At 42.6% G+C, this 23,471-nt stretch carries 21 protein-coding genes and 1 pseudogene; 4 read left to right on the top strand and 18 right to left on the bottom strand.

Annotated elements, in window-relative coordinates; all coding sequences use genetic code 11:
• Window positions 1-2: 2 nt before the first annotated feature.
• From PR699_RS19635 to PR699_RS17410, 3 genes are all read right to left on the bottom strand, one after another.
• The gene (locus PR699_RS19635) at window positions 3-269 is read right to left on the bottom strand and encodes an OmpG family monomeric porin (RefSeq protein WP_014657235.1); all 267 of its coding nucleotides are present in this window, start codon (window positions 267-269) and stop codon (window positions 3-5) included.
• Between the two features lie 475 nt (window positions 270-744).
• Complete coding sequence (gene tpiA / locus PR699_RS17415) at window positions 745-1,515, bottom strand: triose-phosphate isomerase (RefSeq protein ID WP_014657236.1); 771 nt, start codon at window positions 1,513-1,515, stop codon at window positions 745-747.
• Between the two features lie 186 nt (window positions 1,516-1,701).
• A complete protein-coding gene (locus tag PR699_RS17410; protein WP_004924673.1) occupies window positions 1,702-2,316 on the bottom strand; it encodes a DUF1454 family protein in 615 nt (204 codons plus the stop codon).
• Between the two features lie 53 nt (window positions 2,317-2,369).
• Here PR699_RS17410 and PR699_RS17405 point away from each other — a divergent pair, with 53 nt between their 5' ends.
• Window positions 2,370-2,792 (top strand): DUF805 domain-containing protein, encoded by a 423-nt coding sequence (locus tag PR699_RS17405; RefSeq protein WP_014657237.1) that lies wholly within the window; start codon window positions 2,370-2,372, stop codon window positions 2,790-2,792.
• Between the two features lie 36 nt (window positions 2,793-2,828).
• On the opposite strand, the gene fpr is transcribed toward PR699_RS17405, so the two are convergent.
• A complete protein-coding gene (fpr, locus tag PR699_RS17400; RefSeq protein WP_014657238.1) occupies window positions 2,829-3,575 on the bottom strand; it encodes a ferredoxin--NADP(+) reductase in 747 nt (248 codons plus the stop codon).
• A gap of 402 nt (window positions 3,576-3,977) precedes the next feature.
• Here fpr and emrD point away from each other — a divergent pair, with 402 nt between their 5' ends.
• On the top strand, window positions 3,978-5,162 hold the full coding sequence (gene emrD / locus PR699_RS17395; RefSeq protein ID WP_014657239.1) for a multidrug efflux MFS transporter EmrD: 1,185 nt from the start codon (window positions 3,978-3,980) through the stop codon (window positions 5,160-5,162).
• A 38-nt stretch (window positions 5,163-5,200) separates the two neighbouring features.
• On the opposite strand, the gene PR699_RS17390 is transcribed toward emrD, so the two are convergent.
• The 3 genes from PR699_RS17390 to PR699_RS17380 all read right to left on the bottom strand — a co-directional run bounded on the left by PR699_RS17390 (window position 5,201) and on the right by PR699_RS17380 (window position 12,239).
• Window positions 5,201-9,640: a hypothetical protein gene (locus PR699_RS17390; RefSeq protein ID WP_050979599.1), complete on the bottom strand. Its 4,440-nt coding sequence runs from the start codon at window positions 9,638-9,640 to the stop codon at window positions 5,201-5,203.
• A gap of 205 nt (window positions 9,641-9,845) precedes the next feature.
• The gene (gene glpK, locus PR699_RS17385) at window positions 9,846-11,372 is read right to left on the bottom strand and encodes a glycerol kinase GlpK (protein ID WP_004924654.1); all 1,527 of its coding nucleotides are present in this window, start codon (window positions 11,370-11,372) and stop codon (window positions 9,846-9,848) included.
• 24 nt (window positions 11,373-11,396) lie between these two features.
• Complete coding sequence (locus PR699_RS17380; protein WP_004924651.1) at window positions 11,397-12,239, bottom strand: MIP/aquaporin family protein; 843 nt, start codon at window positions 12,237-12,239, stop codon at window positions 11,397-11,399.
• A gap of 303 nt (window positions 12,240-12,542) precedes the next feature.
• Here PR699_RS17380 and zapB point away from each other — a divergent pair, with 303 nt between their 5' ends.
• The gene (gene zapB, locus PR699_RS17375; protein ID WP_004924650.1) at window positions 12,543-12,782 is read left to right on the top strand and encodes a cell division protein ZapB; all 240 of its coding nucleotides are present in this window, start codon (window positions 12,543-12,545) and stop codon (window positions 12,780-12,782) included.
• A gap of 347 nt (window positions 12,783-13,129) precedes the next feature.
• On the opposite strand, the gene rraA is transcribed toward zapB, so the two are convergent.
• From rraA to cytR, 6 genes are all read right to left on the bottom strand, one after another.
• Window positions 13,130-13,651: a ribonuclease E activity regulator RraA gene (gene rraA / locus PR699_RS17370; RefSeq protein WP_014657241.1), complete on the bottom strand. Its 522-nt coding sequence runs from the start codon at window positions 13,649-13,651 to the stop codon at window positions 13,130-13,132.
• A gap of 110 nt (window positions 13,652-13,761) precedes the next feature.
• Window positions 13,762-14,682 (bottom strand): 1,4-dihydroxy-2-naphthoate polyprenyltransferase, encoded by a 921-nt coding sequence (locus PR699_RS17365; protein ID WP_004924644.1) that lies wholly within the window; start codon window positions 14,680-14,682, stop codon window positions 13,762-13,764.
• A gap of 225 nt (window positions 14,683-14,907) precedes the next feature.
• Window positions 14,908-16,242, bottom strand: coding sequence for an HslU--HslV peptidase ATPase subunit (gene hslU / locus PR699_RS17360; protein ID WP_014657242.1), 1,335 nt, complete (start codon window positions 16,240-16,242; stop codon window positions 14,908-14,910).
• Between the two features lie 10 nt (window positions 16,243-16,252).
• Window positions 16,253-16,783: an ATP-dependent protease subunit HslV gene (gene hslV, locus PR699_RS17355; RefSeq protein WP_004924640.1), complete on the bottom strand. Its 531-nt coding sequence runs from the start codon at window positions 16,781-16,783 to the stop codon at window positions 16,253-16,255.
• A 154-nt stretch (window positions 16,784-16,937) separates the two neighbouring features.
• Window positions 16,938-17,753 carry a cell division protein FtsN gene (gene ftsN / locus PR699_RS17350; protein WP_014657243.1) on the bottom strand — a complete coding sequence of 272 codons (816 nt, stop codon included), beginning with the start codon at window positions 17,751-17,753 and terminating at the stop codon, window positions 16,938-16,940.
• A gap of 151 nt (window positions 17,754-17,904) precedes the next feature.
• A complete protein-coding gene (gene cytR / locus PR699_RS17345; protein WP_004924634.1) occupies window positions 17,905-18,933 on the bottom strand; it encodes a DNA-binding transcriptional regulator CytR in 1,029 nt (342 codons plus the stop codon).
• Between the two features lie 299 nt (window positions 18,934-19,232).
• On the opposite strand from cytR, the pseudogene PR699_RS17340 reads away from it, so the two are divergent.
• Window positions 19,233-20,341, top strand: a pseudogene (locus tag PR699_RS17340) (IS3 family transposase).
• Window positions 20,342-20,564: 223 nt separating this feature from the next.
• Here the strand turns inward: PR699_RS17340 and PR699_RS17335 are convergent.
• From PR699_RS17335 to PR699_RS17320, 5 genes are all read right to left on the bottom strand, one after another.
• Window positions 20,565-21,017 (bottom strand): hypothetical protein, encoded by a 453-nt coding sequence (locus PR699_RS17335; protein WP_014657247.1) that lies wholly within the window; start codon window positions 21,015-21,017, stop codon window positions 20,565-20,567.
• A gap of 304 nt (window positions 21,018-21,321) precedes the next feature.
• Window positions 21,322-21,537, bottom strand: a complete 216-nt coding sequence (locus PR699_RS19720; protein ID WP_368913035.1) for an RHS repeat-associated core domain-containing protein — start codon at window positions 21,535-21,537, stop codon at window positions 21,322-21,324.
• 63 nt (window positions 21,538-21,600) lie between these two features.
• A complete protein-coding gene (locus PR699_RS19715; RefSeq protein WP_014657248.1) occupies window positions 21,601-21,894 on the bottom strand; it encodes an RHS domain-containing protein in 294 nt (97 codons plus the stop codon).
• Window positions 21,895-22,360: 466 nt separating this feature from the next.
• Window positions 22,361-23,023, bottom strand: a complete 663-nt coding sequence (locus tag PR699_RS17325; protein ID WP_014657249.1) for a hypothetical protein — start codon at window positions 23,021-23,023, stop codon at window positions 22,361-22,363.
• A gap of 19 nt (window positions 23,024-23,042) precedes the next feature.
• Window positions 23,043-23,471: HYD1 signature containing ADP-ribosyltransferase family protein (locus PR699_RS17320; protein ID WP_272577864.1), on the bottom strand; the 429-nt coding region annotated here is incomplete at its 5' end.

The following is a 23,471-nucleotide window of genomic DNA, read 5'->3' as shown; positions in this document are numbered from 1 at the left end:
GTTTAAAAATTACGCCCATAGTTGCGTAAGGATTCTCGATGTTCTAAATGGAAGCTCCAAAGTGAAGATGGGTTAGTGAGGCTAAGTTTACCGACCATACTGGTTTTATCGAAAACTTTGTTATCAAAACTATCCCGTTGACCGCGGTACTCTTCAAGTTCCATATAAACATCAGTATCAACATGCCAATAATCATTATTTGTTTGAGATACCGCAGTTGCAGGTAGTATTATTGCAGTGCTTAGAATTAAACCTTTTAAATATTCCATAATCATCCTTATAGCGAATGTTTTATTTTATAAACGCCGATGACAATATTTCTTAAATAGGTGGCGACCATTGTTTGTTGATATTAATGAGATGATTAATCTATTTATTTAAATATCTTTCTCATAAAGATAAATAGATAAAACAATAATCACAAACGAGGTCAATATAATGTTGGGAGATAAGAGGTGTCCAGTATTCTCAAACGGAGGTATAACAGGAATAATCAAGTTTATTAGTGAGATGTGTGGTTTTTTATATTGATGATTTGAAGTTTTTTTCTATTGGGAATAAATAAAATATTGAAAGAATAATTTGCATTAAGGAATTTCTGTTTTTGTGATCGCATTAAGTTAATATAATCGTTTCAAATATAATTATTTATTATTCCTTAATAGGGGGATTATGTTTTTAATTATGGCATTAAATAAAAAAACCGCCAATAAATATTGGCGGTTATTATCAATGAAATATAAATTATTTGGTTTTTTTAGCTTCAGCAGCTGCTTTAACGATAACAGCAAACGCATCTGCTTTAAGTGATGCGCCACCAACAAGTGCACCATCGATATCTGGTTGAGTGAATAGCTCTGCTGCATTGCCTGCATTGACTGAACCACCGTATTGGATGATGACTTGCGCAGCAACCGCAGCATCTTTTTTCGCAATATGGTCACGGATAAATTTATGAACAGCTTGAGCCTGAGCTGGCGTCGCTGATTTACCTGTACCGATAGCCCAAATTGGTTCATAAGCGATGACCGCATCTTGGAATGCTTGGGCGCCTAGTGTATTGAGTACAGCGTCGATTTGGCGAGCGCACACTTCTTCTGTTTTACCTGCTTCATTTTCTGCTTCGCTTTCACCGATACAAAGAACAGGAACCAAGCCTTGCTCTTTCAATACAGCAAATTTTTTAGCAATAAACTCATCGCTTTCTTTGTGGTAGGTGCGACGCTCTGAGTGACCGATAATAATGTATTTTGCGCCGATATCTTTGAGCATTTCGGCAGATGTTTCACCAGTAAATGCGCCGGAAAGATTGACGTCAACGTTCTGTGCACCTAGGGCGATACGGCTACCTGCAAGCGCATGTTTTGCTTGAGTCAGATAAATAGCCGGTGGCGCAATTGCCACGTCACAGCCATCAACACTGCTCAGCTCGTTGCGTAGGCCAGCAATCAGGTCATTAACCATGTGAGTGCTGCCGTTCAGTTTCCAGTTACCCATTACCAATGGATGTCGCATGTTGTTTCCTCCAACCAGAGAGTTTGATTTATCAATAAGTGACTCGCTGCTGTGTAACACGGGGTGCAACGAGAAAAATTTTTCTGTTATGGACCTTAAAAATTTAGGTATTAAGTATAAAGAGAATACATAACAATAGCTTTGCTTTTTATCACGCTGATGACGATTGCTGTGATCATTATCCGGTTAAGGTGCTTCTGTCTTTAGCTTAATCGGTTCAACAGCAAAAGTAAGCACATTATTTTCACTTTTTACTAAAATGTAGCGCAGCGCACCTAAACGTACTTCGTCTGCATAGGTTGGCTCTTTATTCGCGATGAATGCCTTTAGTGCTTTTGTCAATTCAGGGGTTTTATCTATTGCAACGGTTGGATCAAATTGTTGAATAACAGCCACCGCATAGCGTTCCATCAATTGTCGATTGGCTTGAGCCTCATTGTTATCGCGGGTTGGCAGTAACGTGATCTGTAAGCTTTTAATTTTCTCGCTTCCACGCTCCAATACGGCGGATGAATAGATATTGGCATTGATCCGAGAAGCCGCTCGTATATAGGGAGCTGAAATGTCTTGGCTTGCAATCACTTTATATTCATGTAGTGGTAAATTGGGGTTTGTTTGATTAAATTGGTTACGAAACTGTGGGATGGTAAGGTCAAACGAAGGCGCATCCGGCGCTAAATAAGCGACTTCAAAATCACTATTCGGTAGCGTGGGTACTTTTTGCGCAAATGTCATTTGTGGCAAACCAAGTACAAAAACGGTTATCATGACGTGAATTGAATGGAGTGCGTGTTGTTTCATTTGTTTTTGCCACTCATTTTATGGTTTTTAATATTGTATCAGGATCCGGTGTAATGACATTACAACAATGGGCTTTCTCCTTCAAAGGTCGTATTGGTCGTCGACCATTTTGGGCAGGTATCGCATCGTATTTTATTTTAATGACAATCATTGTGTTACTGCAAAATGCATTTGCATTACCTGAAACGGTTGTGATTGTATTACTGGTTTTATTGCTTTATCCGCTAGCTGCAATATTTACTAAGCGTTTGCATGACAGAGGGAAACCCGGTGGCTGGTTTGCACTGGTGATCCTCGCTTTCGCCCTATTTTCAATGGATGTTAGCCAATTAGCCCCTGTTTGGCAGTGGGGAATTGGGCGCTTTTTACCGCTGTTAATCGCTATGATTATGTTACTAGACTGTGGTGTTTTTGTAGGGATGGATTCTGAAAATCAGTATGGTGAAAAAACACAATCTGTTGATTACCTGTCTTGACCCCTCTCCACGGGTGAAAGAGGGGGATTAAAATGGTTACCAATATTGTTCACTGCTGATATGACCCGGTTTACGGCGTAGGTGTTTGCTCATTCCTCGGGTTTTTACCAATAGCTCGCGAGTATCTCTGACCATTTCAGGGTTACCACATAACATCACATGGCTGCTGGTGGCATCAAGCGAAACGCCAGTGGCTTCTTCGAGCGTATTGTTTTCAATCAATGCTGGCACACGTCCATATAACGCATCGTCGCAATGTTCACGGCTAACAACGGTGACTAAATGCAGCTTTTCTGGGTAGCGTTTGGCTAATTGCTCCATTAAGGGGAGATAGCTGAGATCTTTCTGGTAGCGAACCGCGTGCAAAAGTACGATTTTTTCAAATCGTTCAAGGTCTTTGCCTTCTTGTAATATCGATAGAAAAGGGCCTATCGCGGTGCCAGTGGATAGCATCCAAAGGTTTTGGCAGTCGGGAATTTCGTCTAATACAAAGAAGCCTGACGCTTCATCCGTAACTTGTAAGGTATCTCCAGGGCGTAATTGAGCCAGTTTAGGGCTAAGTTTACCATTTGGTACAACCACAAAGTAGAATTCAAGGCGATCGTCACTCGGGGCGTTAACGTAAGAGTAAGCACGTTGCACTCGTTCACCTTCAATTTCGAGAGCAAGTTTTGCAAATTGGCCGGCGATAAAAGGTTTGATAGGGGCGTTGATTACTAGGCTGAATAAAGAATCTGTCCAAAATTTTGCTTCAATAACGGTTCCGGTAACCCAATTAGCCATAAATATTCACCTCTGGATTTTTTTCTAACTTTGCTGCTTATCAGAGTTTCATACTAAATCAGTTTACTATTTGCGCTTATCGATAATGTGTTCTAGTGAATTATTCTTTTTAAGAGATCACAAACAAATTTAATGTACAGTTTTATTGCCATATCCGGCGAATATCGCTGACATTGCACCATTAATTAAAATGCTGTCCTACCTCGAAAAAAAAATTAGTTTTGTTATCTTAGTCACGCAACGGTGACATGGGCATGATGTACTGCCGATTAACCGTTTTATCAAAGAAAACAATCAATAACTCTTTGTGGTTTCACTCTGAAATTAAACCTTCATGTTATTTGTATTGAATAACATGGCTAGGCTGTGCATTCAGGTTGATAAATTGGTTTTGAGAAGAAAATGAGAAAACTGGAACATTTTAATTTACTGATCTTGCTGATCGCCCTAGCAGCGGTAGGGCAAATGACACAGACTGTCTATGTACCTGTTATTGCAGACATCGCTGTGTACTTTGGTGAACCGTCTGGCTCAGTGCAGCGAGTCATGGCGGCTTACTTGTTTACTTATGGTTTCTCTCAACTGATATATGGACCGTTATCTGACCAAGTTGGCCGCCGTCCGGTTATTTTAGTTGGGATGAGCATCTTTTTACTCGCGACAACGCTGGCACTTTTTGCCCCAACGCTGGATATTTTAGTGCTCGCCAGTGGCTTGCAAGGGCTGGGTACAGGGGTGGCTGGGGTCATGGTGCGTACGATGCCTCGTGATCTCTACAAAGGAACCTCATTGCGCTATGCAAATAGCTTATTAAACATGGGCGTATTAGTTAGCCCACTGCTCGCGCCTATGTTTGGTGGATTGCTTGCTCATTTTTGGGGTTGGCATGCCTGTTATATCTTTTTGTTTATTCTTGGCGCTTTTGTGCTGGTGAGCATGTATCGCTGGCTACCTGAAACACGCCCTGAGTCTTCAGAAAAACGCAGAATGTTGAGTTCTTATCACCAGTTACTGTCGAGTGGCTCCTTTGTTTCTTATTTAATTATGTTGATCGGTGCGCTGGCGGGTATTGCGGTTTTCGAAGCCAGTAGCGGTGTTTTGATGGGCGGTGTACTTGGTTTGAATAGTATTACTGTCAGTATCTTATTTATTATTCCTATTCCTGCCGCATTTTTTGGCGCTTGGTATGCAGGGCGAGAAGGTAAAAGTTTTTACCATTTAATGTGGCAGTCCGTGATCTGCTGCTTGATTGCAGGGCTGCTAATGTGGATCCCCGGCTGGTTTGGGGTGATGAATATCTGGACGCTATTGGTGCCCGCCTCGGTGTTTTTCTTCGGCGCGGGCATGCTATTCCCTTTAGCAACAACAGGGGCAATGGAGCCTTTCCCTTATTTGGCCGGAGCCGCTGGGGCATTAGTCGGCGGTATGCAAAATGTGGGTTCAGGGGTGGCAACATGGGTTTCCGCACTGTTGCCGCAAAATGGGCAGTTTAGTTTGGGCTTATTGATGCTGCTGATGTCTATGTTAGTGCTATTGTGCTGGCTACCGTTGGCTCATCGTTTGAATCGAACAGAGCATACGATTTAATCAGTGATAGCAGGCGATCACTCATCGCCTGCTTAGTTTTATACGGTAAGGGGCGCTGAAATGACCCTTGGCGTGCTCGGTAATCTCCCTTCATTTATCGCCATCGTTTGATTTGCTGTTTTCTCCATCATGGCGATTAGCTCCGGTTGCTGCTCTATGTGATTGAATATCACTGGCTGGTTATAATCCAAAAAGCGTGTATTTTCGGTGATGGTGGCGGTGTGGTTTCGCGTCAATGTCACCGTACTTGGGGGCGTGTCATCTTGCAGGTGTTTGTCGAGATAAATTCGGATTGCCGTTATTTTCAGGTTTGGTGTGCTGTCGGTGGTACCAATAATCGACAATAGCTCCCCTTGGCGAGTGATCTGCCACGGCGCTAATGGGGTTTGTTCACGAATATCACCTGATGGATCTTCGACCAATAAGGTTACCCAATAATGCTGTTGCTCTTTAGGGAGTTGTAGCGTTGTGATATCAACAGTTTGATTAATGTAAACATCGGCAAGCAGTGGGGCATTCGCTTCGATATTGTAATGCGCCAAGGGTGTTGTTCGCCTGTCAGCCTGCAACGTTAAGTGGTTGATGGGGAGAAAAGGTTGCTTTGTATTGATTTGCCCATTCTTACCCCAAGGGTCACTCAAAGAGAAATATTGTTGGTGGCGTTGTCCATCGCTAATCCAAGTAGCACACAGAGCGCTATTTGGGGTTATCCTTTGATTGTTGACCCGACCCGTTGAAAAGTCGATTAAATGGGGATCGGTAGCAGACCAGAACAGCGGGCTACCACACCAGTAATTATCGAGAGTGACATATTGTAATGGCTGATTGGCCTGATATTGGTGAAAGAGCCGATTGGCTAAAGCGTCCGGATTGGCATAGGTGTAAATCGGCTGTTGATTATCGGCTTTCATTATTTGAATTTTCACTAATTCGCCATGATCAGCCATATTTAAGCTAATGGATTTAATATCTTCAATCGGGCAGCTATCTGTCGTCATGAGTCCATTTTGGGTTGCATAAGTGGCAACTAATAAGTACACATGGGGTATATCACGCAATTTGTCTCGTTGTGCCACGATAGGGAGATCCCCAAGAGTACGCTGAATATTAAGGTGGCTATAAGGATGGTTATTACCATCGGGTAAGGTAACTATCGAACCACTGACCCAATAAACAGGGTGGTTTTGCTGTCTGTTCGATGTTGGTATTGGTCGTGATAAAAACCGCTGAATTTTCTGGTTGTAGTGAGATGAATGGGGAATAAATGCATCATAGGGGGCCTTATTGTTTTCCCCCGCCGTTGGGTACATGGCAGGCCGGATCTCTTGAGTGCTTCTATTTTCGGGGTGAGTATAACGATAGGTAATATAGGCGCTACGTGCTTGGTCATAAGCAATTTCAGGGCCATTACTCTGTTTGGAAAATGGATAATATGGGTGATTCGTATGCGATAATCCTAAGCCATGCCCAAATATTTCATGCCATAACACATCTGATTGGGCGATCCCACCACCAAAAAGTGGTGACGCCATTCCCAGCAATGAACCGTAAATCGATGGCTGTATCGCCGTATAATATAACTCATGGTGCGTACCGTTAGCCTTTTTTATCCAATCACTTTGTTGGTAGGCCCATGCAATGTGCAAGTTAGCAGGATCAAAGAACGGGTTTCTTTTATCGTATTGCGGCATGGTCAATGTAGAGGCATAAAAATTAGGGTGAATATAACCCGAAAGTACAGGAGCAAGTGTATGTGACGGGCTACTATGGAGCGTAAGCTGTGAGACCGGTAACTTAGCAACCGCCTCTTTTCCCCAACTCAGTGGAGAGTATGCATAAAGCCCTTCTCCTGTTTGATAGAGATGATGGTTTGCTACTCGCGCGGTCAGCGGAGGCACCTCAGTGACCTTAGGGGAAAAGTAGCCATCACTATCGGTGTAAGGCAGCGTGATAGGCTGATTATCCGCGATTAGACGAATACGAATATCGGGTTTTATCCATGCTCCTTTTAAGGGGGCACTGTAGCTTAGCTGGTCGGCAATTTTGTGACTGACTGACGGGGCGACAGGCATATCGGCTAATTGTTGTGGAAGTTGCCGCGGCCCCATCAATCTTACCCTTCCTAGTTCGTTTCCTTGCTGATCGCTAACAATAGCGACAATATCGGGGGCATTCGCTGCGGTTCGGCTTGTAATATCGACTTTAACCAGCGCCCAGCGGTGAGCGATTAAGCTTAAATAGGGGGAGTCTGGATGCTGTTGGTGGGTTTGTGTGAGGGTAATGCCATGCACTTGCATATCTTCAGGTACAGCGTAGTTACGTGCGGCTGGTGGATTGTAAATAGGGTCGGGGACACTGAATGTCCTTATTCCTGGACGCGATAGGATAGGTGCTTTTTCTGTTTGTATTTGGATGGATAGAGGAGCCGATCGCCGACCATCTTTGAATATCGCCACAAAATCAAATTGGTCATGACCAGTAAAAGGCGAACGGCGATTAGGCAGATAGAACCATTCCCCAGTATGGCTATTTAGCCTGATTGAGCCTGACTTAGCCCCTTCGAGTTGTTGATAGTGGCTAATATTAGCATGTTGAGGCAACTTTCCTGTGATGGCCCCGACGGTGAGGTGGTTAGGCAACTCAGTTGTGTTTTCAGCAATGATTAAGGGGTGTTTTTGCTCTTGGTAACCAAAGCTAAGCGCTTTAAGCGCTCGATTAACGTGGTCAATCACCTTTAAGCACTCATCTTTATCATCCCAAACAACCTGTAGTGAAGTATCTTGACTATAGTGGCGAAGGGCACGCTGTAAGTAGCCTGCAAATTCTTCTGGTGAGGCAAATTGCACGTTAGCAGATTTGAAGGCGCGACGTATCAAGTTGATTTGACGACCATGTTTGCCTGTTAACGATAGGGTGATATGTGTCAGGCTATTGAGCTGCTCTAACGTAAAATGAATAGAGTGAGTGACGGATTGTGGCGCTTGAACGGTTGTGACGTTCTTTAAGATCTCAACATAAGGGATCTGCTGGCTTTTTTTCAGTTGAAATTGTGTGAAAGTTAACCCGTTTCCTTTTAAGGTTAAGGTGTGATCACGGTAATCAACAGTAATAGGAGCCGCTAATGGCGCTAATCGCTGATTAATTTTGTGTTCAATGTCTTTAGCGAGTGTTTGCCATGATGCATGTGAGGTGAGCGCAATATCATCTAACTTTAGGATTTGTTGCTGGCTCCCTTTTTTTAAGGTGACAGAAAAATATTCAATTTCACGCAGTCGCTCGTCGGTTAAAGCCAGTTGGTTTATTGCTGTTGAAGGGAGTGAGATAACCTGCTGGACGCCATGAATAGAAGGCGCCATTCGCATCACATCTGCAAGTGGCATTTCGTCACGGTATCGCGGTGCTTTTTTTATGGGGGCTGAGTTTTGCAAAATAGGCTCATGCACAAAGGCCTCTTGAGGGATCAACGCTAATGTGTCGGTATTTGGTGGTGCCCAACCAAGACGAAACTCAGGAGGTCGCCCATCGGTTGTGGTGGTGATCCGCATAGCGCATCGCTCACCTTCCTTTAAATGGTTGAAAGTGAGTGTTGGGGTTTGCTCCCCTTTTGTCACTGTTATTTTTTGAGTTCCTATTTCTAGCTGTATATCCTGCTCTATCCTTGATGTATCAAGCGCAAAGGTGTATTTCCCTGCTTTTGGGATAATGATCTTAGCATCATAAATCCAGACGGTATCTATTTGCTGGTGGGGGAGAGGCGATGTTAAGTTTTGCAAATGGGGAAGAGTCATTATATGAGTGGGCTGCCTATTTGCTTGTGGCTCTGTTTTCTTTTGGCTATAAACGGCAATTCCTGTTTGTGTGGGCTGGTTTGATGCTATCTGTGTAGACGATGGGCGGATATGTCGGTCATGTGGAGGGATGATTGTATCAAGTAATTTTTTTATTGCGGAGGAGGTTTCTTCCTCTTGATAAATTAACACGCTCCCCCCTGTCAGTAACATCCAATGTTGAATCAGAGACACTTGCTGCTCTGTCGCCTTTGATGACAGTACAACGATATCGTAGTGGCGGTGCCATTGCCCGCTTGGGAGTAGGGCATCGGCCAGTTGCTCAGCGGCCCGCGTTTCACCTTCCTGCCATTGATAAGGTGAATCAAAAGTATCAACAAACAGATTGTGGTTAGGGTGGATGGTACTGCCTGAAAATTTATCGGGGCTGATACTGCTTAAGAGAGAGTGAGTTGTGCGGCTGGCGGGTTGTCGTGGTTTACCCATCAACCAACTCATCACTAAAAACAGGGTTTGGCTGTCGGGTGATTGGTCTGGATCCTGCTTTAGGGCGTTAAGTAGTGCTGTATTTTGGGCGATCACCGCCACTCTGCCCCGAGATTGGTAATACCCGAATTTAATATGTTCTTGGTGTATTTCATGGCGTAAAAAATCACTAAGATCCGTTAGATATTTGTTCTGGCTATCCATCGCCGTTCTCCATCATCTTAAAAAATATCATTAATCCCATTTAGGATTTCTGCATTTTTCAATGAGGCATAGAGAATGTCTAATTTATTATTTGTACACTAATGAGCTAACTATTTAATAAATAATTAATTAGCTATGATATGAAATAAATAAGGCAACACGGTAAGGTGCTGCCTTATGGATCTATATCAGGAGTGAAGAGGGATTACGCGCGGTCTTCCCACTCTTGTGCGCGAGCCACGGCTTTTTTCCAACCACCGTATTTATAGTTACGTTCGGTTGTTTCAATACCTGGCTTGAACACACGCTCAATTGTTGCTTTGCTTTGTAGCTCGTCGAGGCTTTTCCAGAAACCAACCGCAAGGCCTGCAAGGTAAGCTGCACCTAAAGCCGTGCTTTCGCGAACTTCTGGGCGTTCCACAGACGTTCCTAAAATATCTGCTTGGAACTGCATTAAGAAGTTGTTCGCAACCGCACCACCATCTACACGGAGTGCTGCAAGGCGCGTTTCCGCATCGGCTTGCATCGCATCTAGCACATCGCGAGTTTGATAAGCAATAGATTCCAGTGTTGCACGGATAATATGGTTACGGTTAGCACCACGTGTTAGGCCGAAAATAGCACCACGCGCATACGGATCCCAGTATGGTGCGCCTAAACCGGTGAAGGCTGGCACCACATAGACGCCATTGCTGTCTTTCACTTTTGTTGCGAAATATTCAGAGTCGGTGGATTCATCAATCAGTTTCAGCTCATCACGTAGCCATTGAATAGATGCGCCGCCAACGAATACCGCACCTTCAAGGGCATAGTTCACTTCGCCTCTTGGGCCACACGCAATAGTTGTCAGCAGTCCATGGTTTGAACGAACCGCTGTTTCACCTGTGTTCATTAGCAAGAAGCAACCTGTACCATAGGTATTTTTTGCCATGCCTTCTTTCACACATAACTGGCCATAGAGCGCGGCTTGTTGGTCACCTGCAATACCAGAGATAGGAATACGAGTACCGCCTTTACCACCAATGTTAGTTTGGCCATAAACTTCAGACGATGGGCGAACTTCTGGCAGCATTGCACGCGGAATATTCAACGCTTTAAGGATCTTATCATCCCATTCCAGATTGCGGATATTAAACATCATGGTACGAGAAGCGTTCGTGTAGTCGGTTACATGAACACGGCCTTGGGTCATTTTCCATACGAGCCATGTATCTACTGTACCGAATAGTAATTCCCCTTTTTCAGCGCGTTCGCGAGCACCTTCAACATGGTCTAAAATCCATTTCACTTTAGTACCAGAGAAATAGGGGTCAACAACGAGGCCAGTATTTTGGCGAATATACTCTTCTAGCTCTTTATCATTCTGTTTGAGATGAGTACAGAAATCCGCAGTACGACGGCACTGCCAAACAATCGCATTATAAATTGGCTTACCTGTTGCTTTTTCCCAAACAATGGTGGTTTCACGTTGGTTAGTGATCCCGATACCTGCAACTTCATCGGTACGAATATCTGCTTTTGCCAATACTTCGATAAGCGTTGAGCTTTGTGTTGCCCAAATTTCCATTGGGTCATGTTCTACCCAGCCTGGCTTAGGATAGATTTGAGTGAACTCACGCTGTGAAATACTGATGATATTGGCGTCGTGATCGAGTACAACGGCCCGCGAACTGGTTGTTCCCTGATCAAGAGCGACAATATATTTTTTCTCGATATTTGTTTCTGTTGTCATAATTTAAACCTGTTCCGGTGATGATTAAGCGTTTTTACTAGATGTTTTTGATGGCTCGTCTTTTTTCGTATGCACGAAACCTGGTAAGTGACGAGTGATCAGCATGCGGTAACCGAATGCACCAATCAGAGCGCCAACGATAGGAGCAATCAATGGTACTAAGAAATAAGGAATTTCACGTCCACCTGTCAGGGCAATATCCCCCCAGCCTGCGAGATAAGCAACAACTTTTGGTCCGAAATCTCGAGCAGGGTTTAAGGCGAAACCTGTTAGTGGGCCGAATGAACCACCAATAACGGCAATCAGAATACCAATTAATAGCGGTGCTAGAGGCCCACGTGGAATACCGTTACCATCATCGGTTAAAGCCAAAATTAGGCACAGGAGGATGGCAGCGATAACCACCTCAATAAAGAAGGCGTGCATTTCGCTAATTTGCGGGGCTGGGTAAGTAGAGAATACACCAGCAGTAAAGAGGCTTTCTTGTGTGCCACGAATAATGTGGTGAACTTGGTCGTAATCAATGAATACAGGTGAGTACATCGCATAAACTAAGGCGGCAGCGAAGAAACCTCCTAACATTTGTGCAACGATGTAAGGTGCGACTTTATGTCTTTCGAAGCTAGCAAATAACCAAAGTGCAATGGTTACGGCAGGGTTAAGGTGAGCCCCAGAGATGCCAGCGGTTAAGTATACAGCGAGTGCAACACCAAAGCCCCATATGATACTGATTTCCCAGAGGCCAAGTTGTGCTCCGGCGATTCGGACTGCTGCAACACAGCCTAAACCAAAGAATACGATGAGTGCAGTACCTAAAAATTCTGAGATGCACTGACCGGTAAGTGTAGTCGTGGTCGTTTGGCTCATATCTTCTATCCTACGAAAATTAAAATTATTGTAATGTTTTTCAGGTTAAGATCTTCAAAGTGAAAACCTATAGTGTAAATTTATCGTTAATGAGCGCAAACGAGAAATATCGAAATTGAAATATGTGTGTTACATCACCAAAACGAAAGAAAACGACCAAAAATAGTGACGCAATCGACCTTTACGATGTGATCAGACCAGTGTTTTAAAATAAGGGATTTGGGGAATCAGAGTCAAGCCACTAGACACAGAGGATCATGCTACTTACAATCGATATTAAAGCTTACATGGGAGGTCAGAAGAATGTCATTTGAAGTATTTGAGAAACTAGAAGCAAAAGTCCAACAAGCGATTGATACCATCACACTGTTACAAATGGAAATCGATGAGCTAAAAGATAAAAATAGTGCGCTTGTTCAAGAACTGGATAATGCGAAATCGGGCACCGAATCACTGGTACGTGAAAACGAACAACTGAAACAAGAGCAACAATCGTGGCAAGAGCGTCTGCGTGGTTTGCTGGGTAAAATGGAAGAAGTCTAAAATACCGGTTATATTTCGCGCAGCAGCGTTGTTGGCTTCTTTTGGTTACCTGAATGGCATACTTATGTATGCTCATCGCGATAACCTATGACCGCTGACGAGCAGCAACACGAATTATCTAGGGGTACATAGGGTCAATAAGTTATAGCTGTTGCTGATGATTGTAGGTTATCTATTGATATCAAAAGTTGAAATAGCTTGGCATGAGTCGTTAGGATTTTTACGTTGCTATCCCTTGTGATAGGGGAATAGCCAAATTGTACTTTGTACCACAGAACCATAAAAAGAAGGGCTGATATCATTATCAGCCCTTCTTTTTTGAAACCGTATGATCATGCGATTGATGATTAGAGGTCGTCGTCTAGTACTTCAAACTCGCTACCATCCTGAGTTGAAAGTGGTTCTTCTGATAAGATGATGCCTGTGTTATCTGCATAGAGATAGTCACCCGAGAAGAAGGTAACGCCGCCAAAATTGACGCGAATATCGCTTTCGCCAATACCTTCATCTGGGCAGCCTGCCGGTATGGCGGCAATTGCTTGAATACCCAGATCTAACTCCATCAATGCGTCTACTTGGCGTACAGCGCCATAAACCACAATACCTTCCCAGTGGTTATCAACGGCTAAGCGAGCAAGTTCCGCATCAATGAGGGCTTTGCGTACAGAGCCGCCACCATCGACAAGGAGAATACGACCATGACCGTCTTCTTCCAGCAAATCATATAGTAGGCCATTGTCTTCAAAGCACTTGACCGTAATGATTTGACCGCCAAATGAAGTACGTCCACCAAAGTTGGAAAAGAGAGGCTCTACCACATTGACGCTTTCTTGGTAGATATCACAGAGTTCGGAAGTATCATATTTCATAGTGTATAGGTCTTTATTTGCTGCAAGAGAGATAAAGTATATCCCTTTTGAGAGGTGATTGGCAAAATCCACCTCCCAAAAACAAGGGGGCTAAGTCAAAAAATAAGCAATTACTTACTCAATATTACACCGATAGAAAAGAGAACGTTAGTGAATAGTGCGGCTTTTACCATGTTTTCTAACATTGGGCGCATCCCTTCAGGGGTTGGATCACTGAGTACGCGACGCACATGGTTCATTAACATGGGAACGGCAAGCAAGAACAACCACCCCGTCCAGCCACGAAGATAAAGTAAGTTAAAGAAAGCTAAGCAGAGTATAGCAACAATAATAATAATAGCATGATAGATTCGCGCGCCTGATGGGCCTAAACGCACAGCAAGGGTATTCTTACCTGCTTTTACGTCATTTTCGATATCGCGCATATTATTAATATTCAGTACGGCAACGGAGAGTAAACCACAGGCTGTAGCCGGTAAAAAGGTGATCATGTTCAGTGTATTGGCTTGTAGGTAATAAGTCCCCATCACACTCAGCCAGCCAAAGAAAATTAGGACGGATATATCACCTAACCCTAAGTAGCCGTAAGGTTTTTTCCCGACGGTATAGGTGATAGCGGCGACAATCGCGATTAATCCTAACACTAAAAAGCCAATGGCATCTTCAGGTTTTTCACAAGCGACAACAACCAGCAGCAAGCCTGAAATACAGGCAGCAATAATATTAATTTTTAATGCTTTTTTCATGTCTGCTTGGGTAATCACCCCTTTTTGCATACCACGCAAAGGGCCAATACGTTCAGCGGTATCTGAGCCTTTTACGGCATCACCATAGTCATTTGCAAGATTAGAGAGTATTTGCAGTAAGCCTGCGGTAATAATGGCTAATAGGGCAACAGGCCATTTAAAATTACCCGTTAAATAGGTCAGTGCGGAGCCAGTAATAATGGCTATGACTCCTAATGGTAAGGTCTTAGGACGTAAACTTTCTAGCCAAGCCTGCTTACGGCTAATAGAAGTAGATGAGCTCATTCAATAATTTCACAGGTTTGTTGTGTACAATACATTAAAAGCCCTCGCGTGAAAAACCGTATACGGCTTGTCCATGAAAACGTGCATATGGAAAGCGATGTAATGGCTGCGCGACAGGCTAAATATTTACCGTCTAACGTAAAATTATAAAGTACAACGATGGGTCACCGTTGTACTTTATTAAACGTATCTTAAGGATACATGAAAACCTGATAATTAATAAGCTTATAAAATAAATCTGCTTAGATCTTCATCTGCAACCAGTTCATCAAGGTGCTGTCTGACATACTCGGCATCGATTTGAATGGTTTGGCCGTTACGTTCGCTAGCATCATAGGAAATGTCTTCCATCAAGCGTTCTAACACGGTATGTAAGCGGCGTGCACCGATGTTTTCAGTTGATTCATTGACTTGCCATGCCGCTTCCGCAATACGGCGAATGCCATCGTCAGTAAACTCAATCGTCACACCTTCTGTTGCCATCAAGGCTTTGTACTGCTCAGTTAAAGAGGCACTTGGCTCAGTGAGGATACGCACAAAGTCTTCTGTTGTCAGCGCTTGTAGCTCAACACGAATTGGCAAACGGCCTTGTAATTCAGGGATCAAGTCTGATGGGCTAGAAACTTGGAATGCACCCGATGCGATAAAGAGGATATGGTCGGTTTTGACCATGCCATGCTTAGTCGAAACGGTACAACCTTCGATCAGTGGCAGCAGGTCACGCTGTACGCCTTCACGAGAAACGTCAGGGCCAGAGGTTTGACCACCGCGCTTACAAATTTTGTCGAATTCGTCGATAAAGACGATACCGTGCTGTTCAACCGCTTCGATAGCTTGCTCTTTCAGCTCTTCAGGGTTGACTAGCTTAGCGGCTTCTTCTTCCACTAACAGTTTAAACGCTTCTTTGATCTTCATCTTACGTGCTTTTTGTTTTTGGCCCGCAAGATTTTGGAACATAGATTGTAGCTGATTAGTCATCTCTTCCATGCCAGGAGGAGCCATGATCTCAACACCCATTGGTGCCGCAGCGACTTCAATTTCGATTTCTTTGTCGTCTAATTGACCTTCACGTAATTTCTTACGGAAAGATTGGCGAGCAGGTGATTGTTCATCAACAGGCTCGGATTGACCCCAATTATTTTTTGCAGGTGGGATCAGAACATCAAGAATACGTTCTTCAGCTAGTTCTTCAGCACGGTAACGGTTTTTCTCAATGGATTGTTGACGGACCATTTTGACAGCAGAATCAGCTAAGTCGCGAATGATAGAGTCAACTTCTTTACCGACATAACCCACTTCTGTAAATTTTGTCGCTTCAACTTTGATGAATGGCGCGTTAGCGAGTTTTGCAAGGCGGCGAGCAATTTCAGTCTTACCGACACCCGTTGGACCAATCATTAAAATATTTTTTGGTGTGACTTCGTGACGTAACGTTTCATTCAGCTGCATACGGCGCCAGCGGTTACGTAGGGCAATTGCAACAGAGCGTTTAGCTTTGTTTTGACCAATAATATAATTATCGAGTTCGCTAACTATTTCGCGTGGAGTCATTTCGGACATACTGTAATCCTTATGATTTTGAAGAAATTTCTTCAAAGTTGACATTGTGGTTGGTATAGATACAGATATCGCCGGCAATAGAAAGTGCTTTTTCAGCGATTTCACGAGCACTTAATTCTGTGTTTTCAAGTAGTGCGCGTGCCGCAGCTTGCGCATATGGGCCACCTGAACCTATAGCAATTAAATCATTTTCTGGCTGAACGACATCACCGTTACCTGTGATGATAAGAGAGGTGTGTTCGTCGGCTACGGCTAGCAGAGCTTCAAGTTTGCGTAACATACGGTCAGTACGCCAATCTTTTGCTAGCTCAACAGCGGCCTTCGTTAAATGGCCTTGGTGAAGTTCAAGCTTGCGCTCAAACAGTTCAAAAAGAGTAAATGCGTCGGCAGTGCCACCGGCAAATCCGGCAATAACTTTGTCGTTATATAAGCGACGAACTTTGCGGACATTGCCTTTCATGACGGTGTTACCCATCGTCGCCTGCCCATCTCCACCAATTACGACCTGGCCATTACGGCGAACACTTACGATTGTTGTCATGAGTTAGCCCCTGGTTTTATGACGAAAAAAATGCGGGTATCAATTTTTCAAGTTACCAGCCTTCTTAAACGGGTAACTTGAAGCAAGCAAAATGCTGTAATAGCCGCTCTTGATAGTACGTTAAAACAGTACATGGGGGAGGGGATTGTATTTTTCAACCCCCAGAGGCACGAAGAATACAACCTGAGACACCAACACCGCTTGCACGATCGCGCATTTTTTCTGCCGTTGACTTGGAATAAGGGCCAAGTACGATTCGATGCCAGCCGCCGCCAACAGTGACTCGGCTTTCTATGCCTGCAAAAGCGAGTGTAGCACGAACGGACTCTGCTTGTTCCGCGGTACGGAAAGAACCACATTGAACCAGCATATTTTGTAAATTATTCGCGGGTTTGCTTTCAACGGGTGCAGGCTGCGTTGATTGTACAGGGCGATTTTCTGTTTTTGCCTCGGTCGAGGTGACAGTTTTACGTTGTACTGGCGGATTGACGGGTTGAGTTGGTTCTTTAATGATCACTTGTGAACGAGGAACCGGCTGCCCATTATAAGGCACTTCCGGTAAATTCGTCACAGGGCCACGTCTATCTGAATCAATCTGTTCTAGTAGTTGACGCTGCTCAGGGGTTAGCTCCGATGGGCGCATAATGTTGCTACCCGTACTCTTTTGCGTCTGCTCAATGTTTGGCGTATCAACACCCCGACGCTCTAGCTCTTTAATATAGCGCCAGCGTTCTTCAGGTTTAGGCGGTAAAGTATCGACAGGTGCTGATGATGAATGGCTTCCCGTACTTTGGGGGGATTCCTTCTTATTTTGAGTGATATAGAAAAGGCCGCCCACAAACAAGACAACAATTCCGACAGCAACAACTAATGTTGTCATCGGTAGGCCTTGCGCTTTCTTGGCTTTGCCTTTACTGGTTTTACGGCGGGCAGATGACCGCCCGCGAGCTACATAATCTTTTTGTGCCACGCTGTTAATTCACTAGGTTATTGAGTGTCTGTGATTATTCAGTTTTATACTCGTCGTATTTCAAGTTGCAGTATTGTTGGTGATGTTTTAGCAACAAACTGCAGCTTGAATGATTTAGGTGGTACATGTTACTTAACCTGAACGACTTTGCCTAGCTTTTAGGCGCTTTTGTACTCTCTCTAATGATTAAATCAGAATCTAGGAGACGAGAGCCAGGGGTGACACTATTACCTTGTAGTTGTTCCAGCAGTAATAACATGGCATGGCGACCAATTTCATCGCGAGGGTGATTTATCGTTGTTAAGGCTGGCAATGTATACTGAGCCTGCTCTAGATTATCGAACCCAACAATAGATAGGTCATCGGGAAGGATGAGTCCTGATTTTTTTGCTTGCCACATTGCACCGATTGCCATGATATCACTATGACAAAAAACCGCTGTGGGTGGTTCAGGTAGGGCAAGTAAAGTTTTGACAGCCTCAGCACCGCTTTCATGCGTAAAATCACCACGAACGATATATTGCTCGCGTAATTTTTCACCCGTACGCAGCATGGCTTTTTTATACCCTTCTAAACGATACTGGCTGTGTGGCATATGTTCAGGCCCCGCGATACAAGCGATACGTTTATGACCTAATTTCTGTAAATAGTGCGTAGCATTAAACGCAGATGTTAGGTTATCGATATGTACGGTTGGTAGTTTAAGTTCAGGAGAGAACTCGTTAGCCATCACGATAGGGGGGAGATTTTTTTGTTCTTCAGCAGAGACATCGAAAGGTAAATTCGAGCCTAACAGTACCATCCCGTCGATTTGTTTCGTAATAATCAGATTAATGAAGGCGTTTTCTTGTTTTTGTTGATGTTTGCAGTCGCCAATCAAGACAAAATAACCTTCTTGCGCGGCAACTTTTTCCAGTCCACAAATCACATCACTGAAAAAGGGATCACTAATATCGGGAACGATCGCCAAGATCGTTTTTGATTCGTTACGTTTGTAGCTCCTTGCTAAGTTATGTGGATAGTAGCCCACATCCATCACAGCTTGCTCTACTTTCTGACGTGTCTGTAAAGAGACTTTTTCAGGTGTCATTAATGTTCTAGAGACCGTTGCCGTTGATACGCCCGCTGCATTAGCAACATCTTTCATGGTTGCAGTACCACTGTGTTGTTTCTGTTCCACAACGTCTTCCTTACGTTTAGTTAATCGATTGCTTTTTTTGAATGGCGTAAAGACGTCATCACATCAAGTAACGAGTTATTCTAAATGGTTTAACAATAATATCTGTTACCTAGTTTACATAAAAACTGTGACTTGCGTCATTTTTTAGAGCTACTTCGCAAATATTGAAAATAGTTACCATAAAGTTTCCATATGAAACATAGGGGCAATATCAAGTGGAGCAGTTTGCTATTGTCCACTTCCCCTAAAATAAGACAGCTATAATTAGATTTTCTGCCCTAAAATTTGCAGAGGTCATGATGAAAAAAGCCCGTTTTACTGAAACTCAAATCGTTAATGTTTTAAAACTCGCTGATTCAGGCATGAAAGTGGACGATACTTGCCGTCAAAATGGGGTCAGTCATGCTACTTATTATAATTAGAAATCAAAGTATGGTGGCATGGAAGCCAGTGATGTTAAACGATTAAAAGAGCTTGAAGATGAAAACGCGAAACTGAAAAAGCTCTTTGCGGAAGTTAGCCTTGAAAATCATGCGATGAAGGCGCTTTTCGCAAAAAAGGGTTGGTAGTGGCTGAAAAGAGAGCCTGTACTCAATCATTAAAAGAGGCAGGCTTATCAGTCACTAAGGCTTGTGAGCTGACGTCATTATCACGAGCCACATTTTACCGTCAGCGAATAGATTGGCGCAAAAAAGACCGCGTGGTAATCGATGCTATACAAACCATTTTAGCTAAATCGCCACAATCGGGATTTTGGAAATGCTATTTCCGACTACGATTTCAAGGCTATCCCTTTAATCATAAACGAGTTTATCGCGTTTATTGTCAATTGGGGCTAAACCTGAAACGACGGGTTAAAAAAGTGCTTCCGAAGCGTGAAAAGAAGCCATTAGTGATAGAAAAATTCCCAAATATTCAATGGGCACTGGATTTTAGGCACGACAGTTTATACTGCGGTAAACGGTTCAGAACACTCAATATTCTTGATGAAGGAACACGTGAATGTTTAGCGATTGAGGTTGATACGTCATTACCGGCAGAACGTGTTATCAGAGTGCTTGAACGTTTAAAAATCGAAAGGGGGTTACCAAAGCAACTCCGAGTCGATAATGGGCCTGAGCTGTTCTCAGTTAACTTATTGAATTATTGTGAAGATAACCAAATTTCGCTATGCCATATTCAACCAAGAAAGCCACAACAAAATGGCTTTATCGAACGTTTTAATGGTTCGTTCCGTCGTGAATTTTTAAATGCGTATTTATTTGAATCGTTAAGCCAAGTTAGAGAATTAGCGTGGTTTTGGCAACAAGATTATAACCAAAATCGAACGCACGAAAACTTAAATCACCTCCCTCCGGAGGCCTATCGTAAACAGTTAGAAAACTCTAAGTTGGTGCGTCTCAATTAATGGGAAGTGGACAGTAACATTGCCATATTTTACTTAGTCATTATGAACTAATTCATATGGATCCGTTGGCCGTTTTGTATAACGTCCGGTTTCATTATTTCGCCATCGCTTTGATTTACCATAAAAACTACAACTCAATCCCAATGGTTCCACACAACCTACCCCATTCGGCGCATACTGCTAAAAATTTAAACCATCTGTCAACTTTATCAGGATTATAAAACTAACCATTATTTGTAAACAGGAAATTAAATAGAATGTTAGGTACGGACTTTTTGTTTTCATAGATAAGTTTACAGCCATTAGTAAAATGTAATTCTATCTGCTCTATGTCATCTTTAGAACAAACAGAAAATGTTGGCAATGATGAACCTTGTAACTGAAAAAACTGATTTAGGGGGGTATTCATTATTCCTAAATTATCCGTTATATGCATATTAATATTAGCATTATCAGTACATTGAGAAACACTAATAGCTTCATAACTTTTATTTTTTTGTCTCGCTATACATAACTCAATAGAAAAATTACTTATATTAATAGTATAAATTTCTGCTGATTTAAAACTCTCTTTTTGACAAAGCGACAAAAGGTACTTCCTATCCTCATCCAAATATATTGAGTTAAAAAAACCTTTGGATTTAATTATATCAATTATATCAATTATTTTTTTCATCTCTAACAGCTTTGATTTTTTCTGTTACACCTTTTACTAACCTATTATTATTCAATACTTTTTGTAAGTGACTCCACTCTGCGGCTTTAGTAGGCCATCTTACTTTAGCATATCTCTAGATAAGTTATTACTTTAGCTTTATTTTTGGGTTCTGTTAGGTATTGATCTGATTTTTCTGTTTTTTTCCAAGCAATTGTGTCTACATTTGTTTTACTAAAAACAGGGTATAAATTATTTTCCCATACTTACCTGATGTAATTGCAATTGCTATTTTATCAATATGAGCGTGAGCACCTTGAACCCATCAATCTTCAGCTAATACATCGATTCCATGCTGAACATGAAACCCCCACGGATCCACCCATGTCAGCGGATTCGGCGCATACTGGTACAGATTCAATCCACCCGCTAACCCGATGGGGTCTTGCTGGGTAAAGCGGCCTAAATCCGGGGCGTAGTACCTGAAGGTATTATAGAGCAGGCCGGTTTCTTTGTCGAAATATTGCCCTTGAAAACGCAGGTTTTGTTCACGGTTAAACTCACCGGTAGGGCGGGCCTGACGCTGTAAATTCCCCCAAACACCCTATTGACCTTGCCAAACGAGATGACCGTCACCGTTGGTGAGCGCCTCCGGCAATCCGTTTAAGCCACTGTGCGTGTAATAGATGGCGCACCGTGGATTGACGGGGGTATCCGTGCACTCAATACGGGCTAAAGAGGTATAACTGTGGTCATTGTACGCATGGTACACCGTGGTGTGCGGTTTGGTGCTACTGTGCTCATGGGTAAGCACCATCCCCACCCAGCCAAAGGTTTGCACTTCATCCGGCTCACGGGTGGGTAAGTGATGGTATTGGCTATCGCACTGGCTTTCCATAAGCGTTTTTCAATTCGCCGCCCGAGGATATCATAACGGTATTCCGCGCGCTCATAACCCAGTGGGCCTTGGTGAATATCGACCGCAATAATCTGGTGTTTATGGTCATAGTGTTAGTGTGTCAGTCAAATATCAGTGTTGTGAACATCGATTTATGCCTATGATGTACAACTTGATATGGGGATACGTCCACACGTGTTATACCCTCGTTTCTCGGTAGGTATTTTTCTGTTGTCAGCTCGTAAATATCAGACTGATTCGTACTTTTCTGATACTGCTGAGTCCAGTTATATAAACTGGATCCAGCAGTATCTATAGAAAAATAGCCCAATTATGAATGAGTCACGACCTTTTGCTTTTAATTATTTCGATGAAACTCTCCAGTAGCCTTATGTTATTTGTTTTTCTATCGATTTTGATTAATGAATCATTTTTCTTTCTATGATATAAAGCAATGTAATGTGTATTATGGTAAACTTAATGCGACCCCAATTTCATCAACTACTTTATTAAACTCTGCATACTCGAAATCATTAAATTCATTTAAATTGTCAATATATGACATATTTATATGGGTTACCTTATTAAGAGATATCATGACAGGGCCTAAATCAATTAAATCGTAGCCACTATCTATCTCTTGATAGACTTCTTCACTTAAAGAGTTAATATATAAATTGGGGTCGGGTAATTTTATTGCCTCCCACTCTACGTTATATATCTCCAATCGGAATGCTTTACTTCTTTTCGTTTGACAAAATCCAGATTTATATAGGCTTGATAAATCGTCAATATCTGAAAATATATGTATTATCAAAAAGCCATCATCAGGGGAAATATAGCTAGAAATATCCCTAACAAACTCTATGTTATTAATCAAACTAACAGGGTAACATATAATATCAACATCCAATACATCAACAGATTTCAACTCTCCATTATATTTTGACATAAAAAAAACATCAAATTCATCATATTCATTAAATTCATATGATACTGCTTTTTTTTCACTTGAGTAAGCCATTTCAAATGAATAATCCATCATTTTATTTGATGCCAAGAACTTCGCTAACTTATCAAAAAAAAACGGTGTCTCATTTTGCAGAATAAATGTATTTCCATATTTCATTATAAACCTCATCTACATACTAACATTTAGTGCTGCCTGTTTTCCAATTTACACTTCTTTCCGTCAATGCACCTTTTTTATTCGGTACTTGTATCACTTCCCCTGCTATCCAATCTACAGTATTAAGTTTTATATTAGAATAAATGACACGCTTATGTTGGCTACCTCTACCGCTATTACCTCCTTGCTTAACGTTTTTAGGTAGTTTAATACTATTTTTTGGCACTTCAAGTTTAAATACATGAGTTGCTTTATTTGAAGTAATATTTAAACTTGTTGCGATCTTATGTCCTAGAGCTTCTGGTGAAGTCGGAGTAACATAGACCCCCTGTTTATTACCACTTTTTGGTGGTGGTGAACTCATTCTGATTTCACCACTTCTAATTATTGCTTCATATCCTGCTTTATCTGTGAAGTGATATACAGTGACTGTATCTTTAGCCCACCC

This window comes from Providencia sp. PROV268, from assembly GCF_028477805.1.
Taxonomy (GTDB): Bacteria; Pseudomonadota; Gammaproteobacteria; order Enterobacterales; family Enterobacteriaceae; genus Providencia; species Providencia stuartii.
Note: the sequence above shows the minus strand (reverse complement) of the source record. Positions and strands in the feature narration are given on the sequence as shown.